Origin of the sequence: Kitasatospora gansuensis (assembly GCF_014203705.1) — a bacterium.
GTDB classification, from domain to species: domain Bacteria; phylum Actinomycetota; class Actinomycetes; order Streptomycetales; family Streptomycetaceae; genus Kitasatospora; species Kitasatospora gansuensis.
The window spans coordinates 139729-160126 of sequence record NZ_JACHJR010000001.1; the positions used below are offsets into that span (position 1 = coordinate 139729).

At 70.5% G+C, this 20398-nt stretch carries 22 protein-coding genes and 1 pseudogene; 7 read left to right on the top strand and 16 right to left on the bottom strand.

Going from position 1 to position 20398, the window contains the following annotated elements; genetic code table 11:
• Position 1: 1 nt before the first annotated feature.
• The 3 genes from F4556_RS00710 to F4556_RS00720 all read right to left on the bottom strand — a co-directional run bounded on the left by F4556_RS00710 (position 2) and on the right by F4556_RS00720 (position 3884).
• On the bottom strand, positions 2-1513 hold the full coding sequence (locus F4556_RS00710) for a sugar ABC transporter ATP-binding protein (RefSeq protein ID WP_184910679.1): 1512 nt from the start codon (positions 1511-1513) through the stop codon (positions 2-4).
• A gap of 68 nt (positions 1514-1581) precedes the next feature.
• Positions 1582-2568 carry an ABC transporter substrate-binding protein gene (locus F4556_RS00715; RefSeq protein ID WP_184910681.1) on the bottom strand — a complete coding sequence of 329 codons (987 nt, stop codon included), beginning with the start codon at positions 2566-2568 and terminating at the stop codon, positions 1582-1584.
• A gap of 323 nt (positions 2569-2891) precedes the next feature.
• Positions 2892-3884, bottom strand: coding sequence for a LacI family DNA-binding transcriptional regulator (locus tag F4556_RS00720; protein WP_184924123.1), 993 nt, complete (start codon positions 3882-3884; stop codon positions 2892-2894).
• Positions 3885-4234: 350 nt separating this feature from the next.
• Between F4556_RS00720 and F4556_RS00725 the strand changes: the two genes are divergently transcribed.
• Positions 4235-4564, top strand: a complete 330-nt coding sequence (locus tag F4556_RS00725) for a hypothetical protein (RefSeq protein WP_184910683.1) — start codon at positions 4235-4237, stop codon at positions 4562-4564.
• Positions 4565-4577: 13 nt separating this feature from the next.
• Here the strand turns inward: F4556_RS00725 and F4556_RS00730 are convergent, their stop codons facing one another.
• The 5 genes and pseudogenes from F4556_RS00730 to F4556_RS00750 all read right to left on the bottom strand — a co-directional run bounded on the left by F4556_RS00730 (position 4578) and on the right by F4556_RS00750 (position 7576).
• On the bottom strand, positions 4578-5426 hold the full coding sequence (locus F4556_RS00730; protein ID WP_184910685.1) for a hypothetical protein: 849 nt from the start codon (positions 5424-5426) through the stop codon (positions 4578-4580).
• A gap of 99 nt (positions 5427-5525) precedes the next feature.
• Positions 5526-5765: an e9imm peptide gene (locus tag F4556_RS00735; RefSeq protein ID WP_376775638.1), complete on the bottom strand. Its 240-nt coding sequence runs from the start codon at positions 5763-5765 to the stop codon at positions 5526-5528.
• A 134-nt stretch (positions 5766-5899) separates the two neighbouring features.
• A pseudogene (locus F4556_RS39845) lies at positions 5900-6031 on the bottom strand (IS701 family transposase); the annotation flags it as partial.
• A 93-nt stretch (positions 6032-6124) separates the two neighbouring features.
• Positions 6125-6541: a DUF5958 family protein gene (locus F4556_RS00745; RefSeq protein ID WP_184910689.1), complete on the bottom strand. Its 417-nt coding sequence runs from the start codon at positions 6539-6541 to the stop codon at positions 6125-6127.
• A 78-nt stretch (positions 6542-6619) separates the two neighbouring features.
• Positions 6620-7576 (bottom strand): winged helix-turn-helix domain-containing protein, encoded by a 957-nt coding sequence (locus tag F4556_RS00750; RefSeq protein WP_184910691.1) that lies wholly within the window; start codon positions 7574-7576, stop codon positions 6620-6622.
• A 137-nt stretch (positions 7577-7713) separates the two neighbouring features.
• Here F4556_RS00750 and F4556_RS00755 point away from each other — a divergent pair, with 137 nt between their 5' ends.
• From F4556_RS00755 to F4556_RS00775, 5 genes are all read left to right on the top strand, one after another.
• Positions 7714-8163: a hypothetical protein gene (locus F4556_RS00755; protein ID WP_184910693.1), complete on the top strand. Its 450-nt coding sequence runs from the start codon at positions 7714-7716 to the stop codon at positions 8161-8163.
• A 180-nt stretch (positions 8164-8343) separates the two neighbouring features.
• The gene (locus F4556_RS00760) at positions 8344-9072 is read left to right on the top strand and encodes a class I SAM-dependent methyltransferase (protein WP_184910695.1); all 729 of its coding nucleotides are present in this window, start codon (positions 8344-8346) and stop codon (positions 9070-9072) included.
• A gap of 111 nt (positions 9073-9183) precedes the next feature.
• Entirely contained in the window at positions 9184-9636 is a 453-nt protein-coding gene (locus F4556_RS00765; RefSeq protein WP_184910697.1) for a hypothetical protein, read from the top strand.
• A gap of 105 nt (positions 9637-9741) precedes the next feature.
• Positions 9742-10983, top strand: coding sequence for an IS701 family transposase (locus tag F4556_RS00770; RefSeq protein ID WP_184924127.1), 1242 nt, complete (start codon positions 9742-9744; stop codon positions 10981-10983).
• Positions 10984-11069: 86 nt separating this feature from the next.
• Complete coding sequence (locus tag F4556_RS00775) at positions 11070-11963, top strand: IS982 family transposase (RefSeq protein WP_184910699.1); 894 nt, start codon at positions 11070-11072, stop codon at positions 11961-11963.
• A 38-nt stretch (positions 11964-12001) separates the two neighbouring features.
• Here F4556_RS00775 and F4556_RS37760 read toward each other — a convergent pair whose 3' ends face one another.
• The 6 genes from F4556_RS37760 to F4556_RS00805 form a co-directional block, all read right to left on the bottom strand.
• Positions 12002-12496: a hypothetical protein gene (locus tag F4556_RS37760; protein ID WP_184925799.1), complete on the bottom strand. Its 495-nt coding sequence runs from the start codon at positions 12494-12496 to the stop codon at positions 12002-12004.
• A 132-nt stretch (positions 12497-12628) separates the two neighbouring features.
• Positions 12629-14209, bottom strand: coding sequence for a right-handed parallel beta-helix repeat-containing protein (locus F4556_RS00785; RefSeq protein WP_184910701.1), 1581 nt, complete (start codon positions 14207-14209; stop codon positions 12629-12631).
• Positions 14210-14310: 101 nt separating this feature from the next.
• Positions 14311-15285 (bottom strand): NAD(P)-dependent alcohol dehydrogenase, encoded by a 975-nt coding sequence (locus F4556_RS00790; RefSeq protein WP_184910703.1) that lies wholly within the window; start codon positions 15283-15285, stop codon positions 14311-14313.
• Positions 15282-15521: a helix-turn-helix transcriptional regulator gene (locus F4556_RS00795; protein WP_184910705.1), complete on the bottom strand. Its 240-nt coding sequence runs from the start codon at positions 15519-15521 to the stop codon at positions 15282-15284. The genes F4556_RS00790 and F4556_RS00795 overlap by 4 nt, the downstream gene beginning before the upstream one ends.
• Entirely contained in the window at positions 15515-15943 is a 429-nt protein-coding gene (locus tag F4556_RS00800) for a hypothetical protein (protein ID WP_184910707.1), read from the bottom strand. The genes F4556_RS00795 and F4556_RS00800 overlap by 7 nt, the downstream gene beginning before the upstream one ends.
• Before the next feature lie 154 nt (positions 15944-16097).
• Positions 16098-17537: a DUF4190 domain-containing protein gene (locus tag F4556_RS00805; protein ID WP_184910709.1), complete on the bottom strand. Its 1440-nt coding sequence runs from the start codon at positions 17535-17537 to the stop codon at positions 16098-16100.
• Between the two features lie 136 nt (positions 17538-17673).
• Between F4556_RS00805 and F4556_RS00810 the strand changes: the two genes are divergently transcribed.
• Positions 17674-18585 (top strand): DUF2797 domain-containing protein, encoded by a 912-nt coding sequence (locus F4556_RS00810; RefSeq protein ID WP_184910711.1) that lies wholly within the window; start codon positions 17674-17676, stop codon positions 18583-18585.
• A gap of 26 nt (positions 18586-18611) precedes the next feature.
• Here the strand turns inward: F4556_RS00810 and F4556_RS00815 are convergent, their stop codons facing one another.
• A complete protein-coding gene (locus tag F4556_RS00815) occupies positions 18612-19622 on the bottom strand; it encodes an ABC transporter substrate-binding protein (RefSeq protein WP_376775773.1) in 1011 nt (336 codons plus the stop codon).
• 5 nt (positions 19623-19627) lie between these two features.
• The gene (locus F4556_RS00820) at positions 19628-20398 is read right to left on the bottom strand and encodes an ABC transporter ATP-binding protein (protein ID WP_184910716.1); all 771 of its coding nucleotides are present in this window, start codon (positions 20396-20398) and stop codon (positions 19628-19630) included.

Below are 20398 nucleotides of genomic sequence, written 5' to 3' on the forward strand. Positions count from 1 at the left end.
TTCACGACGTGGCTCCGCTCGCGATGGTCGACATGATCCGCTCGGGGGTGAGCGTGCCGTCGTTGCGCAGCTCGGCCACCAGCCGGTGGTCGCGCAGCACCCCGACCCGGTGGCTGAGGCGCAGCACCTCCTCCAGCTCGGCGGAGATGAACAGCACCGACATACCGTCACCGGCCAGCTTGGCGACCAGCTTCTGGATCTCGGTCTTGGCACCGATGTCGATGCCCCGGGTCGGCTCGTCCAGGATCAGCAGCTTGGGGTCGGTGATCAGCCAGCGGGCCAGAAGCACCTTCTGCTGGTTGCCGCCGCTGAGGTTGCGGATCAGCGCCTCGGGGTTGTTCGGACGGATGTCCAGCGCCCGGATCCAGCGGATCGCCAGCTCGTCCTGGGCGGCGCGGGAGAGCGGACGGGTCCAGCCCCGCGCGGCCTGCAGGGCCAGCACGATGTTCTCCCGGACCGTCAGTTCGCCGACCAGGCCCTCGGCCTTGCGGTTCTCCGAGCAGAACGCGATGCCGTGCCCGATCGCGGTCCGCGGGCTGCGCATCGCGGTGACCGCGCCGTCGATCTTCACGGTGCCCTGGTCACTCTGGTCCGCGCCGAACAGCAGCCGGGCCGCCTCGGTCCGCCCCGAGCCCAACAGGCCGGCCAGACCGACCACTTCACCGGGCCGGATGGCCAGGTCGTACGGTTCCACCGCGCCCCGGCGGCCCAGGCCCTCGGCACGCAGGAAGGACTTGCCGGTGGGCTCGGTGCGGGCGGCGTCGGCGAGTTCGGCCAGTCCGGTCAGCTCGCCGCCGATCATCCGGGCGACCAGCTCGCCCTGGTGCAGCTCGCTGGTCAGGTACTCACCCTCCTGGCGGCCGCCGCGCAGGATGGTCAACCGGTCGCAGATCTCGTAGATCTGGTCCAGGAAGTGCGAGACGAACAGGATCGCCACGCCTTGGTCGCGCAGTCGGCGCAGCACGGTGAAGAGCTGGCGGACCTCGTCGCGGTCCAGGCTGGAGGTCGGCTCGTCCAGGATCAGGACCTTGGCCTTGACGTCCACCGCACGGACGATCGCGACCAGTTGCTGGACGGCGATCGAGTAGCTGTTCAGGGGGGCGGTGACGTCGATGTCCAGGTCGAGCGCGGCCACCGACTCGGCGGCCCGGCGCCGGAGTTCGGACCAGTGGATCATGCCGAAGCGGCGCGGCTCACGGCCGATGAAGATGTTCTCCGCGACCGAGAGGTTCGGGCAGAGGTTGACCTCCTGGTAGACGGTGCTGATGCCGGCCTCTTGGGCCTCCAGCGGGCCGCCGATCCGTACCGTCTGCCCGGCGAGGACGACCTCGCCGCCGTTCGACTCGTACACGCCGGTGAGCACCTTGATCAAGGTGGACTTACCCGCGCCGTTCTCGCCCATCAGCGCGTGCACCTCACCGGGGAAGAGCCGGAAGTCGACCCCGTCCAGTGCCACCACGCCGGGGAACTCCTTGCGGATCCCCCGTACTTCCAGGACCGGTTGCGCTCGCATCCGCTCCTCCTCTCGTGGTCGGTGGGCGGGCGGCCGTCCGCCGACGGCCGCCCACTCACCGGGCTGGGTCAGTACTGACGGTTCGGCAGCGCGGCGGCCGCCTGGTCCATGGTGAAGACGCCCTCGACGGTCTTGATCCGGCGCTCGACGGTCTCGCCCTTCTTGACCTTCTTGATCAGCTCCATCAGCTGGTCACCGAGCAGCGGGTTGCACTCGACCACGACGTTGATCTTGCTGGCGGCCATCGCGGTGAAAGCGTCCTTGACACCGTCCACCGAGATGATCTTGATGTCCTTGCCGGGCGTCTTGCCGGCCTCCTCGATCGCCTGGATCGCGCCGAGCGCCATGTCGTCGTTGTGCGCGTAGAGCACGTCGATCTTCGGCTGGGACTTCAGGAAGGCCTGCATGACCTCCTTGCCCTTGGCCCGGGTGAAGTCACCGGTCTGCGAGGCGACCACCTTGAACTTCGCGTCGCCCTTGATCACGTCGCCGAAGCCGGACTTGCGGTCGTTCGCCGGGGCGGAGCCGGTGGTGCCCTGGAGCTCGACGATGTTCACCGGCTCGGTCTTGCCCTGGTACTCCTTCACCAGCCAGTCGCCGGCCTTCTTGCCCTCCTCGACGAAGTCGGAGCCGAGGAAGGTGGCGTACAGCGACTCGTCCTTGGAGTCCACCGCACGGTCCGTCAGGACAACCGGGATCTTGGCGTCCTTGGCCTCCTTGAGCACCGTGTCCCAGCCGGACTCGACCACCGGCGAGAAGGCGATGACGTCCACCTTCTGCTGGATGAACGAGCGGATCGCCTTGATCTGGTTCTCCTGCTTCTGCTGAGCATCGGAGAACTTGAGGTTGATCCCGGCCTTCTTGGCCGCGTCCTGGACCGACTTGGTGTTGGCGGTGCGCCAGCCGCTCTCCGCACCGACCTGGGAGAAGCCGACGGTGAGCTGCTTGTCGCCGCCACCGCTCGCCTTGTCTCCCGAACCGCCGCCGGAACCACAGGCGGTGAGGGCGACGGCCATCGCAGTGGCGACCAGGGCCACCGCAGCTCTCTTGGACATTTGGGGTTCCTCTCGGGTGGGGGCAATGCAGAGTTGCGACCGGGGGCGATGCGCGACCCGACCACGAAAGGGGGTCCGTCGGATGTGTCCGCTGTGAACGGGCGATGCCGACGGTGTTTCGTCTGAGTGAGATTGTTAACGCTAACAATTGGCCGAGGCAAGGGCCCGGCGGCCAGTTACCCAATCTTGACCGGGCCCGCCGCACCGGGGCGGGCCGGGGCGGCGCGGCTTCCGGGCAGGCGTCAGCGCACCGCGGCGCAGCGGCGGGCTTGACCAGGGGTCAGGGGTCAGCGGCTGGAGTCGGCGGTGAGCGGCGGCCGAGGTCAGCGGTGGGCGGCGGCCGGGCCGCTGCTGCGGCGCAGCACCAGCTCCGCCGAGATCATCACGTGCTCGTGACCCTGCCCGACTCCGGCGACCGCGTCCACCAGCAGCTCCAGCGCCCGGCGGCCCAGCTCCCCGAAGTCCTGCCGGACGGTGGTCAGCGGCGGGGTGAAGTACGCCGCCTCGTGGATGTCGTCGAAACCCACCACCGAGATGTCCCGGGGGATCGACCGGCCCGCCTCGTGCATCGCCCGCAGCAGCCCGAGCGCCATGTGGTCGTTCGCGCAGAACACCGCGCCGACCTCCGGGTCCTCGGCCAGCCGCAGCCCGGCCTGGTAGCCCGAACGGGCACTCCAGTCCCCGCTGTGCACCTGCGGCACCCGGGCACCGGCCGCCTCCAGCGTCTGCCGCCAGCCGGCCTGCCGGTCCTGGCTCTCCAACCAGCCGCTCGGCCCGCCCAGGTGATGAACCGTCCGGTGGCCGAGGTCCAGCAGGTGCCGGGTCGCCGCCGCGGCGCCCGCCTGGTTGTCCACCGAGACCATCGGCACCCGGGTCTGGTTCCCCGAACCGACCGCGACCACCGGCACCGAACTGGACAGCTTGGCCACCGCGCTGACCGCCGAGATCTGCGGCGCGATCACCACCACGCCCTCGACCCCCTGGTCACGCAGCCGGTCCACCGCCTCCTGCACCGAGCGGCTGTCCAGCGAACGCAGGCTCGCCACGCTCACGAAGTACCCGGCGCTGCGCGCGGCCTGCTCGATCCCGTCCAGCATCGAGGCCGGACCGTACAGGGTGCTGTCGAAGCTGACCACGCCGAGCGTCTGGGACCGCTTGGTCACCAGCGCCCGGGCCGCCGAGTTGGGCCGGTAGTCCAGCTCCCGGATCGCCGCCAGCACCCGGTCCCGGGTGTCGGGGCGGACGTGCGGCGCGCCGTTGAGCACCCGCGAGACGGTCTGGTGCGACACCCCGGCGAGCTTTGCCACGTCCGCCATCACCGGCTGCCGGAGCTCGGCACTGTCGGTCCCCACGAACGGCCCCCTCGGTTTCCTGATGGCGTTCAGCAGAGCGTACTTGTTGTTCACGTTCACACACTGCACGGGAGCACGTCGGACGTCCAGCAGGTGGCCCTGAATCCCCTGTCACGGGCCGTCATTCCCGGAGGTCGCGCCCCGTTCGGCCACCCGGCTCGGCCGCGATCACGCGTGCGCACCACCCGTGCAGCAATATTGAACACGTTCAGAACATCTGCCAGGATGGCACCACACGATGTCGGACGGCGGCACCGCGGCGGTCCCTGGGCTGTCACGCGCCCAGGCCGTCCCATGGACCGGGGGTGTGCGACGTGATCTTCGCTCTGATCTTCTTCCTGGCGCTCGGCGTGCTCGCCACGGTGGGGCCGGCCAGTGTGCTCGGGCTGGTCACCGGTCTGCTGGCGGCCCGGCTGACCGTGCCCGTGCGGACCGGGCTGCTCCTGGTGGTGGCTGCGGCGCAGTCGACGGTGTGGGGGCTGCTGCTCCCCTCCGGCTATCTGGTGCCCGCCGTCGTCTTCCTGGTCTGCCTGGCCACCCTCGCCTCGGGGGCCGGCGGCGTGGCCTGGGCGGCCCACCGGAGTCGGGCGGTCCGCTACCCCGGCGGTCAGCCGGTCTGGCACCCCGGCACGGCCGGGTGGTGAGGGCCGCCGACCGTCAGAACCGCTGCGCGACCAGCAGCACCAGCCAGACCAGCGCGGGCAGCCCGGCGGCGACGCCGACGACACCGGCCAGCATGAACGTGCCCGCCGCGATGGCCAGTCGGGTCGCCCGGGGCACCGCGTCGACCTGGGAGGGGTCCTGCGGGTCGTAGCGGATCTCGTCGCGGGAGCTGCGGATCTGCCCGTAGGCGGAGACCTCGCGGCCTTCCAGGGTGCGGAAGTGCGCGACGTACGCGGTGGCGCTCTCGCTCTGGTGGTCGCTCTCGAAACGCGCCCGCACGGTGACGCCCCGACGCCGCATCACCCACCAGGTGTCGAGCTCGGCCATCACCACCCAGGCCCTCAGCAGGGCCGGGCAGAGCGGTAGCACCAGCCAGGCCACCACCCCCAGGAACCGGGGCTCCACCGGCAGCCAGATCGCGGCCGGCAGCCCGACGCACAGATGGACGGTCGCCGCCCGCCACCACCGACTGCCGTGGCGCACCCGGCGGACCAGCCCGGCCACGGCCCGCACCGGCCACACACGCCTGACCTGCCGCCGGACGGCTTCCGCGCTCCCGCCGGGTGCCGCGTCGCCGACGATGGCCCGGATCTCGGCGCCGAGCGCGGCCGTCACCGCCGGGTTGCGATGACGGGTCGTCAGCGTCGCGGCGGTCCCCGACTCGTCGAGGAAGTCCACCTGCAGCGAGGACTCCGCGCACTCCACCCGTCGGATCCGTGCGCCTGGCACCGTCAGGCTGCTGCGACCCCGCTGCCAGTGCAGCACGCCGTCCCGCACCCACACCCGGGTACGGCCGTTGACCAGCACGACTCCGGCGGCCGACCCGCTGTTCGATTCCCCCATGGCGGTGATCCTAGTAGTGCCTTGGCGGGTGGTGTCGTAGGGCTGCCAGGGGATGGGTTGTCGGCAGATGGGGAAGGAACGCCCGAGCGGTTGTCATTCTCACAGCGCGAACGGTCGCTGGGCGAGGGCCAGTTCGACCACCTCGGCTGCTGTCGGCTCCGGCACGCCGGGCGAGCGGATCGCGTAGATCAAGTCGCTGACATAGCCACTCGGACAGCCAAGGCCCCTGTCCAGCGCCTCCAACGTGCGGTCGATCTCGGCGTCGTTGTAGCAGTCCCCATCCATGATCTTCTGCACCATCGCAACGGCCGACTCACGAGTCATCACCGCTTCAGCCACCCCCTCCAGGACGAGGAGAGCGTAGCGAGTTACGCGATCGACCGGACGGGCCCTCAGTACTCCAGTATGACTTCGTCTGAGCCGCTGGTGAGCCGTCGTCGGCAGTGGCACCGTCTGACCTGTGCTTGGTGGAGTCTGCGATGGCCGGCTTCCTCGGCCAGCTGCCAGCAGCTCTGGCGTTCGACGCCGGACAGCAGTCCGAGGACGAACGCCCGTGCCGTCGCTCTTGGTTCGACCCGTCGGAAGCGGCCCGCGATGCGGGCCATGGCCTGGTCGAACATCGCCCGCCAACGGGCAGGGTCCACGCTATGACCGGCGGCCATCGCACCATCTTCAGCAGTCCACACAACCTCTGATGATCACGCGGTGGCCGCTTCCGTAGCAGCCCCCGGCACCAATTGGTGCCAGGCATGGGTGCATCCGTCTGCGCAGTACCGCTCCCGACGGCGCTTGTCAGCCACCCCGAGCAGCGCGACCAGCAGCCGAAACGCCTTCACGCGCTCGTCCTGCGGCAAATTGATGATCTTTGTCAGCTGCCCGGCCAACTGCCCACGCACGATGAGCACTGCCGGGGTGTGCGACGGCCGGATACCGGCGAGCCGCACGCTCTCGGGCCCGTCCTCCACCGTCGCGCGCGCCTGGATGCAGTGCCCGCCCAGATCCCGAAGGACCTCCAACTGGCCTTCGGTGGGCAAGGCTTCGAACCACTCGACGCCCTGCCCGATCGGACGCAGGCCCTGCGCCAGTTCGTTCAACATGACCGTGCGCTCGTCCATCTGCCCGCCTCCGCAACTCAGCTGAGGCCAGCAGACCCCGAGGGCCATCGAACCAGATTGCGAAGTATGACTGGAGTACTAGGCAGCCAGGAGGTCGTGGCCGAGGCGGGTGAGGCTGTGTCGGACGCGGCGGCCCTCGCGTTCGGTGGTGATGATGCCAGCCTCCCGGAGGGCGGTGGCGTGAGTCGAGGCGGACGGTGCGGAGACGCCGAGGCGGGTGGTCAACTGGCCGGTGGTGCAAGGGCCCTGGCCGATGGCACGGAGGGCGCGGGCCCGGGCGGGCCCGAGGAGGCGGGTGAGTCCGTCGGTGGGCCGGGTCGGTGCGGCGCCGATCGGGTACAGCAGGACCGGCGCCCGGTGGGCGTTGAGCAGCGCGGTGGGCCGGGCCAGGAAGTGGTTCGGCCGGAGTACCAGGCCGCGGCCGTCAAGGCCGAACGAGAGGTCCCAGGCCGGGTCGGCGTACCGCAGGACGCCCCGGGCGTCCCAGGCGAGGTCCGGGTGGAGCCGACCGAGCGCGCTGCCGATCCCCGCGTCGGCGCTGGTGCGGGAGTGCCCGGCGATGTCGGCCTGGAGGGCCCGTTGGAGCCCGGGCCAGTCCGGAGCGAGACAGGCCTGGTGGAACGCCCGGGCGGCGTGAGCGATCCGCCGTAGGTGGCGGCTGCCGCCGTCCCGGAGTTCGTCGACGATCCGGGGAGTCCGGGGACCGGTTCCGTAGAACTCGAGGTCCCGGCGCAGTTCGTCGTCGGAGAGACTCAGCATGGCGTCGAGTTCGTCGTCGAGGGTGGCCGGTGTGCTCGCGGTGTCGGGGGCGAGGAAATCCGGCAACCCGGCGGCGCTGGCGTTGACCAGGTTGAGCAGTGGGGCGGCATCGCGCGGGACGCGGTTCCTGACCCGGCGCCACCACCGGTCGCGGTGGACCGAGGCGCCGACGCAGAAGTGCAGTGCCTGCGCCGCGCCGCTCAGGACGTGGTCCATGGGCGAGATGGCGAACCGTAGGTCTGCCAGGTCCGCGATCTCGAAGATGATTTCGAGCACGTCTGATCATTCCGCGCGAACGGGCCGTTCCGGGTGGGTTCTCAACTATTAGCTGCAGAGCCGAATAGTTGGCGTGGCGGTGGGGGCGACCGCCAACATGACTGCGCTCAGTCAACCTCGGAAGTGGAGTTCACCCCATGCGCAAGCTCAAGTCCCTGGCCACCGTGGTGGCCACCCTCGGCCTCCTGCTCGGCACCACCGTGCTCGGCGCGGGCTCCGCCCAGGCCTACCCGGGCGACAACATTTGCCGGTACCAGTGGGTGAACCTTGGCTCGAACGCCGGCAACTACAACGTCCTGCCGTGCGTTTACCAGGACAGCGGCGGCAAGCTGCACGCGAAGGCTCAGGCAGCGAACGGCACGACCGACGTCTGGCTGTACGTGGAGCTCGGGGTCAGCCATGGCGGGCCGGTCGAGTGGATGTCGTCGACCATCAACCGCGCGCTGGTCAACGGCAGCGGGTACGTCTACACGCTCCCGAGCGACGGCGTGCCTGCCTGTTGGGGGTGCACCTACTACGCCATGACCTGGGTCACCAACAAGAGCGTCCGCTACGGCGACGTGGAGGCGGGCCCGATCCACGTCTGACGGCGATTGCTTGACTTCGACGGGACGCTGGACGCGGTGGTCGCCGTCGTCCGAGTACGGCAGCGGGCCCGTACCGTCGCGGGACGGTGCGGGCCTTTCCCCGCTTGAGTGGGTGTCAATGGCCTTGTGTCATGCGGCAATTCGCTTGGAGGGCGACGCCGCCGTGGTGATACTGGCGCGATGTTCTCCGATGCCGACGCGGCCGCGCTCTACGACCGGCTGAACCCCTGGGACCCGGACCTCTGGCCGGGCGACGCCTTCTACGACGGCCTGGTGGCGGCCGCCGATTCGGTGCTGGACGTCGGCTGCGGGACCGGCCAGATGCTCCACCGGGCCCGCGAGCGCGGCCATACCGGACGGCTGGCCGGAATCGACCCGGACCGCGCCGCGCTGGACCGGGCCCGGCGCCGCGCGGACGTCGAGTGGGTCGAGGGGACGGCGGCGCAGGCGGCCTGGCACGGCGAGTTCGAGCTCGCCACCATGACCGGGCATGCCTTCCAATGCCTGGTCACCGACCAGGAGTTGACCGCCTCGCTGGCCGCCGTCCGGGCCGCGCTGCGCCCGGGCGGCCGCTTCGTCTTCGAGACCCGCCACCCCCAGGCCCGCGCCTGGGAGAGCTGGACCCCGGCGAACGGCTCCGAGGTCACTGACCCCACCGGCCGTACCCTCTGGGTGGAGCACCGGATCGAGTCCGTCACCGGCGACGTGGTCACCTTCACCGAGACCACGGCGGAGGCGGGCACGGTCCTGCGGACGGACCGGAGCAGCTTGCGCTTCCTCGCCGCCGCGACCCTGGACACCTTCCTCGCCGCCGCGGGTCTCGTCGTCGAGGACCGCTACGGCGACTGGCACCGGGGGCCGCTCACCGCCGACAGTCGGGAGATCGTGACGATCGCCCGCCGCCCGTAGCCGGTACGAGGCCGGGCCGGGCCGGGCCGCCAGGTGTTCAGGCGGCTAGTACTCCAGCCGTAGATCGTGATCATGGATGCGGAGGCCGCCGCTCGTCGATAGCCTGCCCGCGTGGCTGAGATCTGGAACGAAGAGCAGTTGGTCGCGGACGGCTTCGAGCGTGTGTATACGGAGTTGGAGTGGTACGACGGACCGCGCGTCGGCCTTGCTGACATCAACGGGAAGCCTCACTACTTCCAGAACCACGACTACGACCACGCCGATGAAGCCGATGAGTACCAGGTCTGGCCCGCGAGCGAGGCCGCGGTGGAGCTGGAACGCGAGCAGTGGGCGATCTTCGCCAGGGGGAACGAGCGTCGCGAGGCCGGCGAGGTCGGACCGGAGAGCCATCCGGGCCACGGCGGGATCGACGCCCGTTATGACGAGCTGGAGCTGCTGCTGGCGCCGCACCGCCAGGCACCGGACGACGCGCGGCGGCTTGTGGGAGAGCTGCGGTTCGTTGCCGGCGCTCGCTACCGGGTCGAGGGGCTCGACTACTGGTTTCGGTGGCGTCCGAGCAGGTGAGGTCGCCGTTGATCATTGGGTGTTGTGCGGACAACCAATGATCACGCGGCGGCCTCGGACGTCGGCGTCGTTCCTGGCCACTGGCAGGAGGCATTCGAAGGTCTGATGAGCCGGATAGCCAGCCGGTTCCCCCGAGTTGAACCCCGTCGCCGGGTACGGCAGTTGATCTCCGGGCTGCTGTCGGACCTGCCGCGGAAGAACTGCTGGACCCTTGCCGAGCATGCGGGCGACGCCACCCCGGACGGCATGCAGCACCTGCTGCACCGCGCGAAGTGGGAGGCCGATGCGATCCGTGACGACATACGCGCCTACGTGGTCGAGCACCTGCACGACACCGAAGCTGTGCTCGTGGTCGACGAGACGGGCGATCTGAAGAAGGGCACCGCGACCGTCGGCGTTCAGCGCCAGTACACCGGAACGGCCGGGCGCATCGAGAATGCCCAGGTCGCCGTCTACCTCGTGTACTCCGCCGCACGCGGACACGCAGCCATCGACCGGGCCCTGTACGTCCCGCGCTCATGGACCGAGGATCCGGCACGCTGCCGGGGTGCCGGCATCCCCGACGGTCTGGCTTTCGCCACCAAACCCCAGCTCGCCGCCCGGATGGTCGCCCGGGCCCTGGACGCGGGAACACCCGCCCGCTGGGTCGCGGGGGACGAGGTCTACGGCGACAACCCGCACCTTCGGGCGGCCCTGGAAGACCGCCGGACCGGCTATGTCCTGGCCGTGTCCAGTACACACCCCCTCGTCACCCACGCCGGGAAGTTCCAGGCGAAGACCCTCGCCGCGCGGATCCCCGAGCGTGCCTGGCAGCGGCTCTCGGCTGGTGCGGGCGCGAAGGGCGAGCGGTACTACGACTGGGCCGAGGTCGACATCCACGGCCCAACAGGGAGCCTCGGCCACTGGCGCCTGATGGTCCGCCGCAACCGCCGAACCGGCGAGCTCGCCTTCTACCGTTGCTTCTCGCCGCGTCCGGTCCCACTGTCCGCCCTGGTGCGGGTGGCTGGACGGCGCTGGACGGCGGAGGAGACATTCCAGGCGAGCAAGGGCCCGACCGGCCTCGACGAGCACCAGGTCCGCCGCTGGACCTCATGGCACCGGTGGGTCACCCTCGCAATGCTCGCCCACGCTTTCCTCGCCGTCACAGCAGCCGCCGAACGCCGTGACCGCCCAGCCCCTGATGGCCTGATTGCCTTGACCGGCAACGAGATCCAGCACTTGTTCGCGGCGCTGATCAGCCCGGTTCACGACCTCGCGCACCGACTGCGCTGGTCACGGTGGCGACGCCAGCACCAAGCTCGCTCCCGCGACTGCCACTACCGGAGGCAAGCGGCCTCTCAGCCATGAAAGATCACGATCTACGGCTGGAGTACTAGACGAGTAGATCCGAAGTTCGGTCCCGCCAAAGGGTCGAGGGCGTCCAAGATCAGTTTGTGACGACCGACCTGAACACCCTCTTGACCGCACTTTACGTGAAGATCGACGACGAGATCGGAGGAACGCGATGGCTGGGCCGCCCGCCCCTGCTCAGCGACTCTGAACTCGTCTGCCTCGCGGTGGCCCAGGCCCTGCTCGGGTACCACTCCGAGGCCCGCTGGCTGCGCTACGCGCACAAGCGCCTGTCCGGCATGTTCCCGTACCTTCCCCAGCGCGCGGGCTACAACAAGCGACTCCGTTCGGCACTGCCGCTGGTAAAGCGCGTGATCCGGGAACTGGCCCGGGATAGCGACTTCTGGACGGACACGGTGTGGATCACCGACTCCACGCCGGTGCCGTGCGGCATGTCGCGCCCGACCGTCCAGCGTTCGAACATGGCGGGCTGGGCCGGCTACGGCTACTGCGCCTCTCACTCCCGCTTTTTCTGGGGCCTTCGTCTGTATCTCGTGTGCACGCCGGCCGGCATGCCAATCCTGTGGGCGCTGGCGAACCCGAAGCTGGATGAGCGGGAGGTGCTGGCCGCGATGCTCGAAGTCGATGCGGAGCTGGTCGCCCGCCGCGAGGGCATGGTGCTCATCTCGGACAAGGGCTTCGCCTCGAAGACATTCGAGCGTGAACTCGCCGAGCTCGGCGTCGAGTTGCTGCGGCCCTCGTTCAAACGCGAGAAGAAGCGGTTCGGCGAGCCGATGCTCAAGAAGGTCCGCCAGCTGATCGAGTCGGTCAACGACACCCTCAAAGGGCAGCTCGACCTGGAACAACACGGCGGGCGGACCTTCGAGGGCGTCGCGATCCGGGTGGCCCAGCGAGTCCTGGCGATGGCCACCGCCATCTGGCACAACAACCGGACCGGCGCACCCGTCACGCGCTCGCTGATCGCGTTCGACCACTGACGGCATCCGGCAGTGACCGCAGGCAGGCTCTCGCCGAGTCAGAGGACCTCGGCCTGCTCTGGGGTCACGCAGTATTCGTGGTCGCCAACCTGCACGATGTAGCCCTTCGGTGGCTCCAAGGACGTCGTCCACCAGACCCCGGCGACCTCCCCGACAGCTTCCGTCGTCTCGCTCGGTGAGTCCGACTCAGTGCGGATTCGGACGCGGGTTCCGTCGGGCAGGTCGCTGCGATAGCGGGGCGGCATGTCGGGATGGAGTCGTCCCCTGGGGATCAGGAACTCCGGCCGTAGCCCCCAGGGACTGCCGTCCTCGGTCTCCACCGAGTAGATCGGCCCGACGTGGCCGTCGCGCTCGTCCTGCTTGATGACACACCCAACGACCACACCACGGCTGCCCACGATCTCCGGCCCGAGCCAACCCAGACTCGGAACTGGCGGATGCGGCGTCGTCAGTTCCACCAACTCGCCGTAAGCCAGGGTGGCCTGCTCTGGCCAGGGAGTCTCGTCCAGCAGCCACTGTTGCTCGACCGTCATGAGCCCCTCCATTTCATGACCTCGGTGGACCCACCAAACCATAACCGCGAGGTGATTGGCCTGATCGGTCTGGCCGGCCCTTCAACCGCGCGATCATGAGACTTCGGCCACCGTCACATCGGATCTACTCGTCTAGAGCACCGGCGGTGCGTCCACCAGGTTCTCGCCGAGGACGGTCGAGGTGCTCTTGCTGTCCCAGGTCGTGCTGCCGAAGCCGCGCAGGTCGTTGCCGGTGACCCAGGTGCCCGCCGCCGTGGCGCGGATGGCGACGGCGGTCGCGGCCGGGTTGGGCGAGGTGTCGGCGGGCGCCCGGCGGACCGTGTTGCCCTGCACCGACACGTTGGTGGCCGTGCCGTAGACGCGGATGCCGTAGCGGCCGTACAGGCCACCGGCGACCGGCTGGACGCCGGTGACCGAGTTCTGCCGGATCGTCAGGTTGTTGGAGCCCGCCGCGATCCCGTCGTGCGTGCAGTCGGCGATCCGGTTGCCGGTGATCATCGCGCCGTCGGAACCGTCGATGCCGATGCCGTCCCCGTCGATGCCGCCGAGCGAGTTCTCGGAGACGACCGCGCCCGGCGAGTTGAGCAGGTGGATGCCCTGGCAGTTGGTGGCGGTGCCGGCCTGCTTGGTGCCCTGGATCGAGTTGTTCCCGACCACGGCGCCCGGGTACTGGGAGAGTTGGACGGCCGCCTCACCGCTGGTGTTCCGGATCGTGTTGCCGGTGATCACCAGGCCGGTGCGCTGCCGGTCGGCGAAGGAAAGCGCCCGGATGCCGTAGTTGCCCGCGCCCACGATCGTGTTCCCGCTGATCACGGAGTCCTCCCAGTCGGCGGCGCGGATGCCGTCGCTCAGGACGCCCTCGATGTGGTTGCCGATCACCCGGATGCCCCGGTGTGCGACCGCGCCGGCCCCGTGGTCCCCGCACAGCGCGGCGAACGGACCGACCGGGTCGGCCCCGTTCGCGCCGGCCTCCGGGACCCGTACGGTGCAGCCGCTGACCAGGATGTCGACGCAGCCGGTGACCACCTCGGGCGTGTCCAGCGGGAGATTGGGCTCGCCGGTGGCGGAGGTGATCTGCACAGCCTCCTTCATCCACCGGTAGGCGGAGGTGGAGTACATGCCCTCGAAGACGCAGTTCACGATCCGGCCGCGGCGCACCGAGTACAGCTCCACCGCGTGGGCGTCCGGCACCTCCTTGATCACGCAGTCCTGCACCAGGATGCCGTCGGCGTGCGCGAAGCCGATCGCGTCGCTCTGGGTCTGGTAGGTCCGGCCCGCCATGTCCCAGGTGCCGCCGAGCACCGCGATGTCGCCGTCGCCCGTGTACCCGCTGAGCTTCCGGTAGGGCTCCTCGCCCTCCTTCGGCGTCGACCCCTCCGCCGGCTTGGAGACGAAGTTCTTCAGCAGGGCACCGCAGTTGGCGGTCCGTCGGATGTACGCGCCGTACGCGGAGACGGTCATGCCCTGGGTCAGGCGCTGACCCGCCGCCACCAGGTAGGTGCCCGGCGGGATCAGTACGGTGGCGGGCCGCTTGGTCGCGGCGGCCGCCGTGAACGCCGCCTTGAACGCCGCCGTGTCGTTCGCCACCCCGTCGCCGACGGCGCCGTAGGCCCGGACGTCGAAGACCGGCCCGCCCGGCCCGGCCGCCGCGGCGGTCCCGCCCGAGCCCACCGCTCCGACCACTCCCAGTGCCGCCCCTGCCGCGATGAGCATGCTGCGTCGATCCATGAACGTCCCCCGTGACCATCGGCCCGTTCCGCACCGGCCCGAAAAACATGATCATCGCATGCTGGCGATCTGCCCAGGCCCGGCCGCTATCGGACCTCGATCACGAGCTTGCCGCGCACCTGACCCGCCATCAGCCGGTTGATGGCGTCCGGGACTTCGGTCAGCGGGTACGTCCGCTCGACGGCCGGGGTCACCGATCCCGCCTCGATCAGGCCGGTGAGGACGTCGAGGTAGGCATGGTGCTCCTTGGCCATCAGGCCGCGCAGGCGCTGCCGGAGGAACGGGGAGAGCAGCAGGGCCCGCAGCTGCCGGTCGTTGCCGCCGATCCAGTTGCCACCGTTCTCGCCGCCGATGATGACCAGGGTGCCGCCGGGGGTGAGGGTGCGGCGCAGCAGGGACAGCGGGCGGTTGCCGGCGATGTCGAGGACCAGGTCGTGGCGGTGGGTGCCGTCGGTGAAGTCGGTGCGGGTGTAGTCGATCACCTCGTCGGCGCCCAGCGCGCGGACCAGGTCCGCCTTGCCGGTGCTGCAGACGGCGGTGACGTGCGCGCCGAGGGCCTTGGCGATCTGGACGGCGAAGCTGCCGACGCCGCCTGCCGCGCCGATCACCAGGACGGTCTGGCCCGGCTTCAGGCCGCCCGCGTCGCGCAGGGCCTGGAGGGCGGTGGCGCCGGAGATCGGGACGGCGGCGGACTGGGCGTGGGTGAGGTTCGCCGGGCGGTGGGCGAGCTTGTCCGCCTTGGCGCAGGCGTACTCGGCGAACGAGCCGGCGGCTATGCCGTACACCTCGTCGCCGGGCTGGAACCGGGTGACGCCGGGGCCGACCGTCTCCACCCGCCCGGAGACGTCCAGGCCCCGGATCCGGTGTTTGGGGGCGCGCAGGCCGAAGCCTGCCGCGCGGATCAGGTACGGCAGGCCCGCCGTGAGGTGCCAGACGCCCGGGTCGACGCCCGCCGCGTGCACCTGGACCAGCACCTCGCCCTCGCCGGGGACCGGCCGGTCGGTCTCCTCGACCCGCAGTACCTCGGGCGGGCCGTAGACATCGTGCACGACAGCCTTCATGAGCGGGTGTCTCCCTCAACAGCGGTGGGATACTGGAACACGTCGTCGAGCGGGACGTGGAAGACCTGGGCGATCTGGAACGCCACCTCCAACGAGGGCGAGTAGCGGCCCTGTTCGATGGCGATGACGGTCTGTCGGGTGACCCCGATCCGGCGGGCGAGTTCGGCCTGGGTCATCTCGCCGTGGGTGAACCGCAGGGTGCGGATCACGTTGGTGACCCGGGTCGGCTTCACCACGGCTGGAACCCGACCCGGTACGCCGCGATCTTCGCGGCCGACCCCAGGATCGCCGACAGCACGAAGGCCAGGTAGATCGCGTTGGCGATCCAGAACCGGTCCTGCTCCGTCATCGCCAGGATCAGCCCGACGATGCTCCCGATCACCACGAAGGACTGGCCGACGTGCTCGGCGAACCGGTGGATCTCCCGGTCCCGCTGGTCCCGGACGTTCTCCTCCTCGGGGGAGAACGTGCTCACCACGATGTGCAGCAGGATCGAGGCCACGATCGCGCCGCCGACCGACCACAGCAGCGCCGACACATAGGGCGCCTGAGTGAGACTCAGACCCTCGGGCCGGTCCAGCACCGCAGCCAGGTACGCCGCGTAGGCCGCGACGGTGACCAGCAGCATCGTCCAGGCGCGTTTCTCTTCGACGGCCATCCCACTCCTCCATGTCAAGAAAACCCGACATCCGGAGTGTCAAGCAGGGCCGACACGATGTCAAGGATTCTTGACATACGAGCGGTGCACGAACCGACAGCGCCGCCCCGGTCCCGTACGGCGGGGACCGGGGCGGCGCTGGGGTGACGAGGTGTCAGGCCGAGGCCGGACGGATGTCCGGGGCACTGGTCGGGAGCTTGAGGGCGGCGCGGAGCTTGCTGTCCGCCGGGCCGCGGGCCAGGTCCTCCAGCTCCAGGACCTCGTCCTCCAGCACGGCGAGGTCCGTGGTCTTCCGAACCTTCTCCGCGTGCGCGATGACCTGGTCGAGTTCGGCCTGCAGCGGGCCCACCTGGGCGCGCGGCCCGTCGGTCCACAGGACCGCGTTCAGCTTGGTCTTCTCCGTCTGGGCGGCGTTGACCAGCTTGCGGGCCCAGTCCTGGTAGACGCCCGGGGTGGCGTCGGTGGGCTCGTCCAGCGGCCACTGGTCGACCACCTGGTTCAGCTCGCTGGTGGCGGCCAGGTAGTCGCGCTGCTCGCCCGTGGCGGCAGCGGCGTCCTGACGGAGCGTCCGGGTCAGCGGCTCGCGCGACTCGAAGAGGCACAGGCCGAATTGCCTGCTGTTCAACTTCCAGGAGGCGCGGTCCGGGTAGAGATTGGTGACCTCCACCCCCCTGGGGATGGCGAGGTAGTCCGCCACGTACTCGTACTGCCGGCCGACGCAGGCCTTCGCGGCGGCGTCCTGCAGCACCAGCTCGCCGGGGTAGCCGGTGTCCTTCTCGTGGCCGCCCGGCAGCGGGACCGAGCCGAACACCTCGCCGTAGTGTGACTCCGTGCACGGCACCACGGTGAACCGGCGGGACACCTCGCCGGGACCACCGGTCTTCTCCTTCACACAGTCACCGGTCTTCAGGCTGAAGACGTTGGTCCGGTCCCCGAAGGCGTCGAAGTCGCCCTTCGCCGCGAGCAGCCCCACCGCCCCGATCGTCAGCACCGCCCAGAGGCAGGAGATCACGATGCCCGCGACCGCCAGCCCCTTGCCCTGCTGCGGGCGGCGCCCGATCTGGCGGAGCGCGGCGATGCCGAAGCCGAGCCCGAGCACCCACAGGCAGCAGCCGAAGCCGAGGATGCCGGTCACCAGCGAGGTGATGGCCAGTCCGTTGGTCCCCTGCGGCGCCGGCTGCGGCCCGGCCCAGTACGGCTGCCCGTACGGGGCCGGGGCGCCCGGGGCGCCTGCCCACTGACCGGGGGGCGCGTACGGCGGCGCTCCGGGCGGCCCGGCGGGCGGCGCGTACGGTCCGGCGGGCGGTGCGTACGGATCGCCGGGCGGCGCGTACGCGGCTGCGGCCGCAGCCGTCACGTACGGGTCCGCGTACGGACCGGTGGGCGGCACGTACGGATCCGTGGGCGGCGCGTACGGGTTGGCGTCCGCCGGGGGCGGCTCGTACGGCGTGCTCGCGGGCGGCTCCGGGGTGCTGTCGTTGCCGGAGGACGGCGAGGACCAGTCCGCCGAGCCGCCGCCGCTGTCACTGCCGCCGCTGCCGCCGCTGTCACTGCTGCTGCTCGAACTGCTGGACTGGTCGGACTCGGACGACACCGTGGGACTCCCCCGAAGCTGCGATGCCGTCGGGTCCGACGGCTGCGCGAATATAGCCGATCATCGGACCGCACTCCCAATGGGAATCGGCCCTGCAGGACGGCTCTGTCAGTGCCGGGCCGTACGCTCACGTCCCATGACGAGCAACCCGGCGGCCACCGCTTGGACGGCCACCGGCCTGCGCTGGCGGGACGGTGTGCCCAAGCTCACCGCCGCGAGCGGGGCCCGGGTGCTGGAGCGCGAGGTCGCCGCCGGCACCCGGGTCGGCTGGACGGTGGTCGGCCCGCGCCGCTGCGTCGGGGTGCGGACGGCGCGGCGGCACCACCCCTGCCCGGTCGCGGCCGAGCTGGAGCCCGGCGGGAAGGCCGGTCAGTGCGGCTCCTGCCAGGACGCCGACCAGGGGCTGGCCCTCGCCAGGGACCAGATCCTCGACGACGGGCGGACGTACCGCCTCTATCTCGCCTGGTTCGGGCCCGGCCTGGCCAAGGTCGGCCTGACCGCCGAGCAGCGCGGCACCACCCGGCTGGTCGAGCAGGCCGCCCTGACCTGGACGTTCGTCGCCCGGGGCTCACTGCCGGGCATCCGCCGGGCCGAGCTGACGGTGGCCCAGTCCGGTCTGGCCAGGGAGCGGTTCACCTCGAAGGCGAAGGTCGGCGGCTGGTGGCGGGTGCCCCCGCCGGAGCAGCGGGCGGCGGCCGTCCGGGCTCTGCGGGCCCAGGTGCTCGAGGTGCTGGCGGGCCACGGCATCGAGCTCTTCCCGGACCGTCCGGTCACCGACCAGGTGGAGCTGTTCGGCCTCACCGACGGGCCGCCGCCCGCCTACCGGGAGATCACCGCGCTCGGTCCCGGCGCCACGCTCGGCGGCACCCTGCACCCGCCGATCGGGCGTCACCTCTTCCTGACGCCCGATCAGAGCGACGCTCCGCCACTGCTGCTGGACACCCGGCTGCTGGTCGGCTGGGCCCTGCGGCCCACCCCACCGACACCGTGCACGGGGCTCACCGAGCAGCTCAGGTCCCGGCCGGCCGAGCAGGCCGCGCTGTTCTGAGCGACGGCGTCAGGGGGTGGGCAGCGTCAGGGGGTGGGCAGCGTCCGGAGGTACGCGGCGAGCCGGGTGATCGCCGACGGGTTGCGCGGGCTCTCCACCAGGTCGACGTAGTCAAGCACGAAGATCCGGTCGTTCCGGACGGCCGAGACATTGGCCAACGCCGGGTAGGACTTCAGGAACTGACGCTTGGCCTCCGCGCCGGTCTCCCCGTAGTTGTTGATCACGATCACCTCGGGGTCCCTGGCCACCACGCTCTCCCACCCCACCGTGGTCCAGGAGTCGTCGAGGTCGCCCATCACGTTGCGGCCGCCCGCCTTGCTGATGATCTGTTCGGGGGCCGCGAACCGCCCGGAGGTGAACGGCTTGTCCTGGCCGCTGTCGTAGAGGAAGACGCTCGGCCGCCGGGCGGGTGCACCGGCCTCCGCCTTCGCCACCTCCGCCTTGAACTCCCCGATCAACTGCTGCGCCTTCGGCTCGACGTCGAAGATCTTCCCCAGATTGGCCAGGTCCGCGTAGAGCGCGTCCAGCGGCGGCATCACACCGCGCGCCTTCTCCTTGCCGTTCCGGCAGGACTCGGTGAGGGTGTAGGCGCCGACGCCGAGCTTGCCGAGCCCGGCGGGGGTCAGTCCGGTGGTGTCGTTCCAGCCGTAGTTCCAGCCCGCGAAGACCAGGTCGGCCTTGGCGTCCAGCACCAGTTCCTTGGTGATCTCCTTCTTGGACAGCCACTTGGTGCCGTCGTACCCGGCCGCCCACGGCACCTTCGCCAGGTCGCCCTTCTCGTCCGGCATCACATAGCCCGCCATCCGGTCGGCCAGGCCGAGCGAGAGCATCAGCTCGGTGATGCCGATGTCGTTGGTGACCACCCGGGCGGGCTTGTGGTGATACGTCACCGGGCTGCCGCAGTTGTCGACGGTGACGGGGTAGTGCGCCGAACTCGCGCTCTCCGCCGAGGGGGTGACCTCGGCACCGCAGGCGGTCAGGGCGAGCAGAGTGGTGACGGCCAGGGTACGGCGGGGGCTGATGAACACGACAGGAATCCCTTTCAGGGGTGCAGACGGTCGAAGAGCAACTGAACGGCGCCGGTCACCGGATGGCGGACCGGGTGGGCCCGGACCCCGAACACCTCGGCGAACAGTTCGGGCGACAGCACCTCCCCCGGCGGCCCGGAGGCCACGATCCGGCCACCGGCGATCACGTACAGCAGGTCGCAGTGGGCGGCGGCCAGGTTGAGGTCGTGCAGCGCCGTGAGCACGGTCAGGCCGCTGCTCCGGACCAGCGACAGCACCTCCAACTGGTGTGCGATGTCCAGGTGGTTGGTGGGTTCGTCCAGGACCAGCACCTTCGGCTGCTGGACCAGCGCCCGGGCGATCAGCACCCGTTGCTTCTCGCCGCCCGAGAGCTGGAGGAACCCCCGGTCCGCCAGGTGCCCGGCGCCGACCCGGGCCAGCGCCGCCGCGCAGTCCGCCGCGTCCTCCGGGCCCGGCGCACCGAAGCCGCGCCGGTGCGGCAGCCTGCCCATGCCGACCACCTCGGCGACGGTGAAGTCGAACTCGGCCACCGTCTCCTGCGGCAACGCGCCGACCCGGCGGGCGCCCTCACGGGGCGTCAGGCCGTGCAGGTCGTCGCCGTCCAGCCGGACCGCGCCGGCCGCCGGGCGCAGCGCCCGGTACACGCAGCGCAGCAGGGTGGACTTCCCGCTGCCGTTCGGCCCGACCAGGCCGAGCACCTGGCCGCTCGCGGCCCGTACGGTGACCTCGTGCACCAGTCTGGTCCCGGCGATCTCGACCGAGACGTCCTCGATGTCGACGCGCAT

Coding starts and splice junctions, on each gene's coding strand:
- F4556_RS00710 (WP_184910679.1), bottom strand. CDS start 1,513: ATGCGAGCGCAACCGGTCCTGGAAGTACGGGGGATCCGCAAGGAGTTC.
- F4556_RS00715 (WP_184910681.1), bottom strand. CDS start 2,568: ATGTCCAAGAGAGCTGCGGTGGCCCTGGTCGCCACTGCGATGGCCGTC.
- F4556_RS00720 (WP_184924123.1), bottom strand. CDS start 3,884: ATGGCGGACGTGGCAAAGCTCGCCGGGGTGTCGCACCAGACCGTCTCG.
- F4556_RS00730 (WP_184910685.1), bottom strand. CDS start 5,426: ATGGGGGAATCGAACAGCGGGTCGGCCGCCGGAGTCGTGCTGGTCAAC.
- F4556_RS00745 (WP_184910689.1), bottom strand. CDS start 6,541: ATGGACGAGCGCACGGTCATGTTGAACGAACTGGCGCAGGGCCTGCGT.
- F4556_RS00755 (WP_184910693.1), top strand. CDS start 7,714: ATGCGCAAGCTCAAGTCCCTGGCCACCGTGGTGGCCACCCTCGGCCTC.
- F4556_RS00760 (WP_184910695.1), top strand. CDS start 8,344: ATGTTCTCCGATGCCGACGCGGCCGCGCTCTACGACCGGCTGAACCCC.
- F4556_RS00770 (WP_184924127.1), top strand. CDS start 9,742: ATGAGCCGGATAGCCAGCCGGTTCCCCCGAGTTGAACCCCGTCGCCGG.
- F4556_RS37760 (WP_184925799.1), bottom strand. CDS start 12,496: ATGACGGTCGAGCAACAGTGGCTGCTGGACGAGACTCCCTGGCCAGAG.
- F4556_RS00785 (WP_184910701.1), bottom strand. CDS start 14,209: ATGCTCATCGCGGCAGGGGCGGCACTGGGAGTGGTCGGAGCGGTGGGC.
- F4556_RS00790 (WP_184910703.1), bottom strand. CDS start 15,285: ATGAAGGCTGTCGTGCACGATGTCTACGGCCCGCCCGAGGTACTGCGG.
- F4556_RS00800 (WP_184910707.1), bottom strand. CDS start 15,943: ATGGCCGTCGAAGAGAAACGCGCCTGGACGATGCTGCTGGTCACCGTC.
- F4556_RS00810 (WP_184910711.1), top strand. CDS start 17,674: ATGACGAGCAACCCGGCGGCCACCGCTTGGACGGCCACCGGCCTGCGC.
- F4556_RS00820 (WP_184910716.1), bottom strand. CDS start 20,398: ATGCGCGTCGACATCGAGGACGTCTCGGTCGAGATCGCCGGGACCAGA.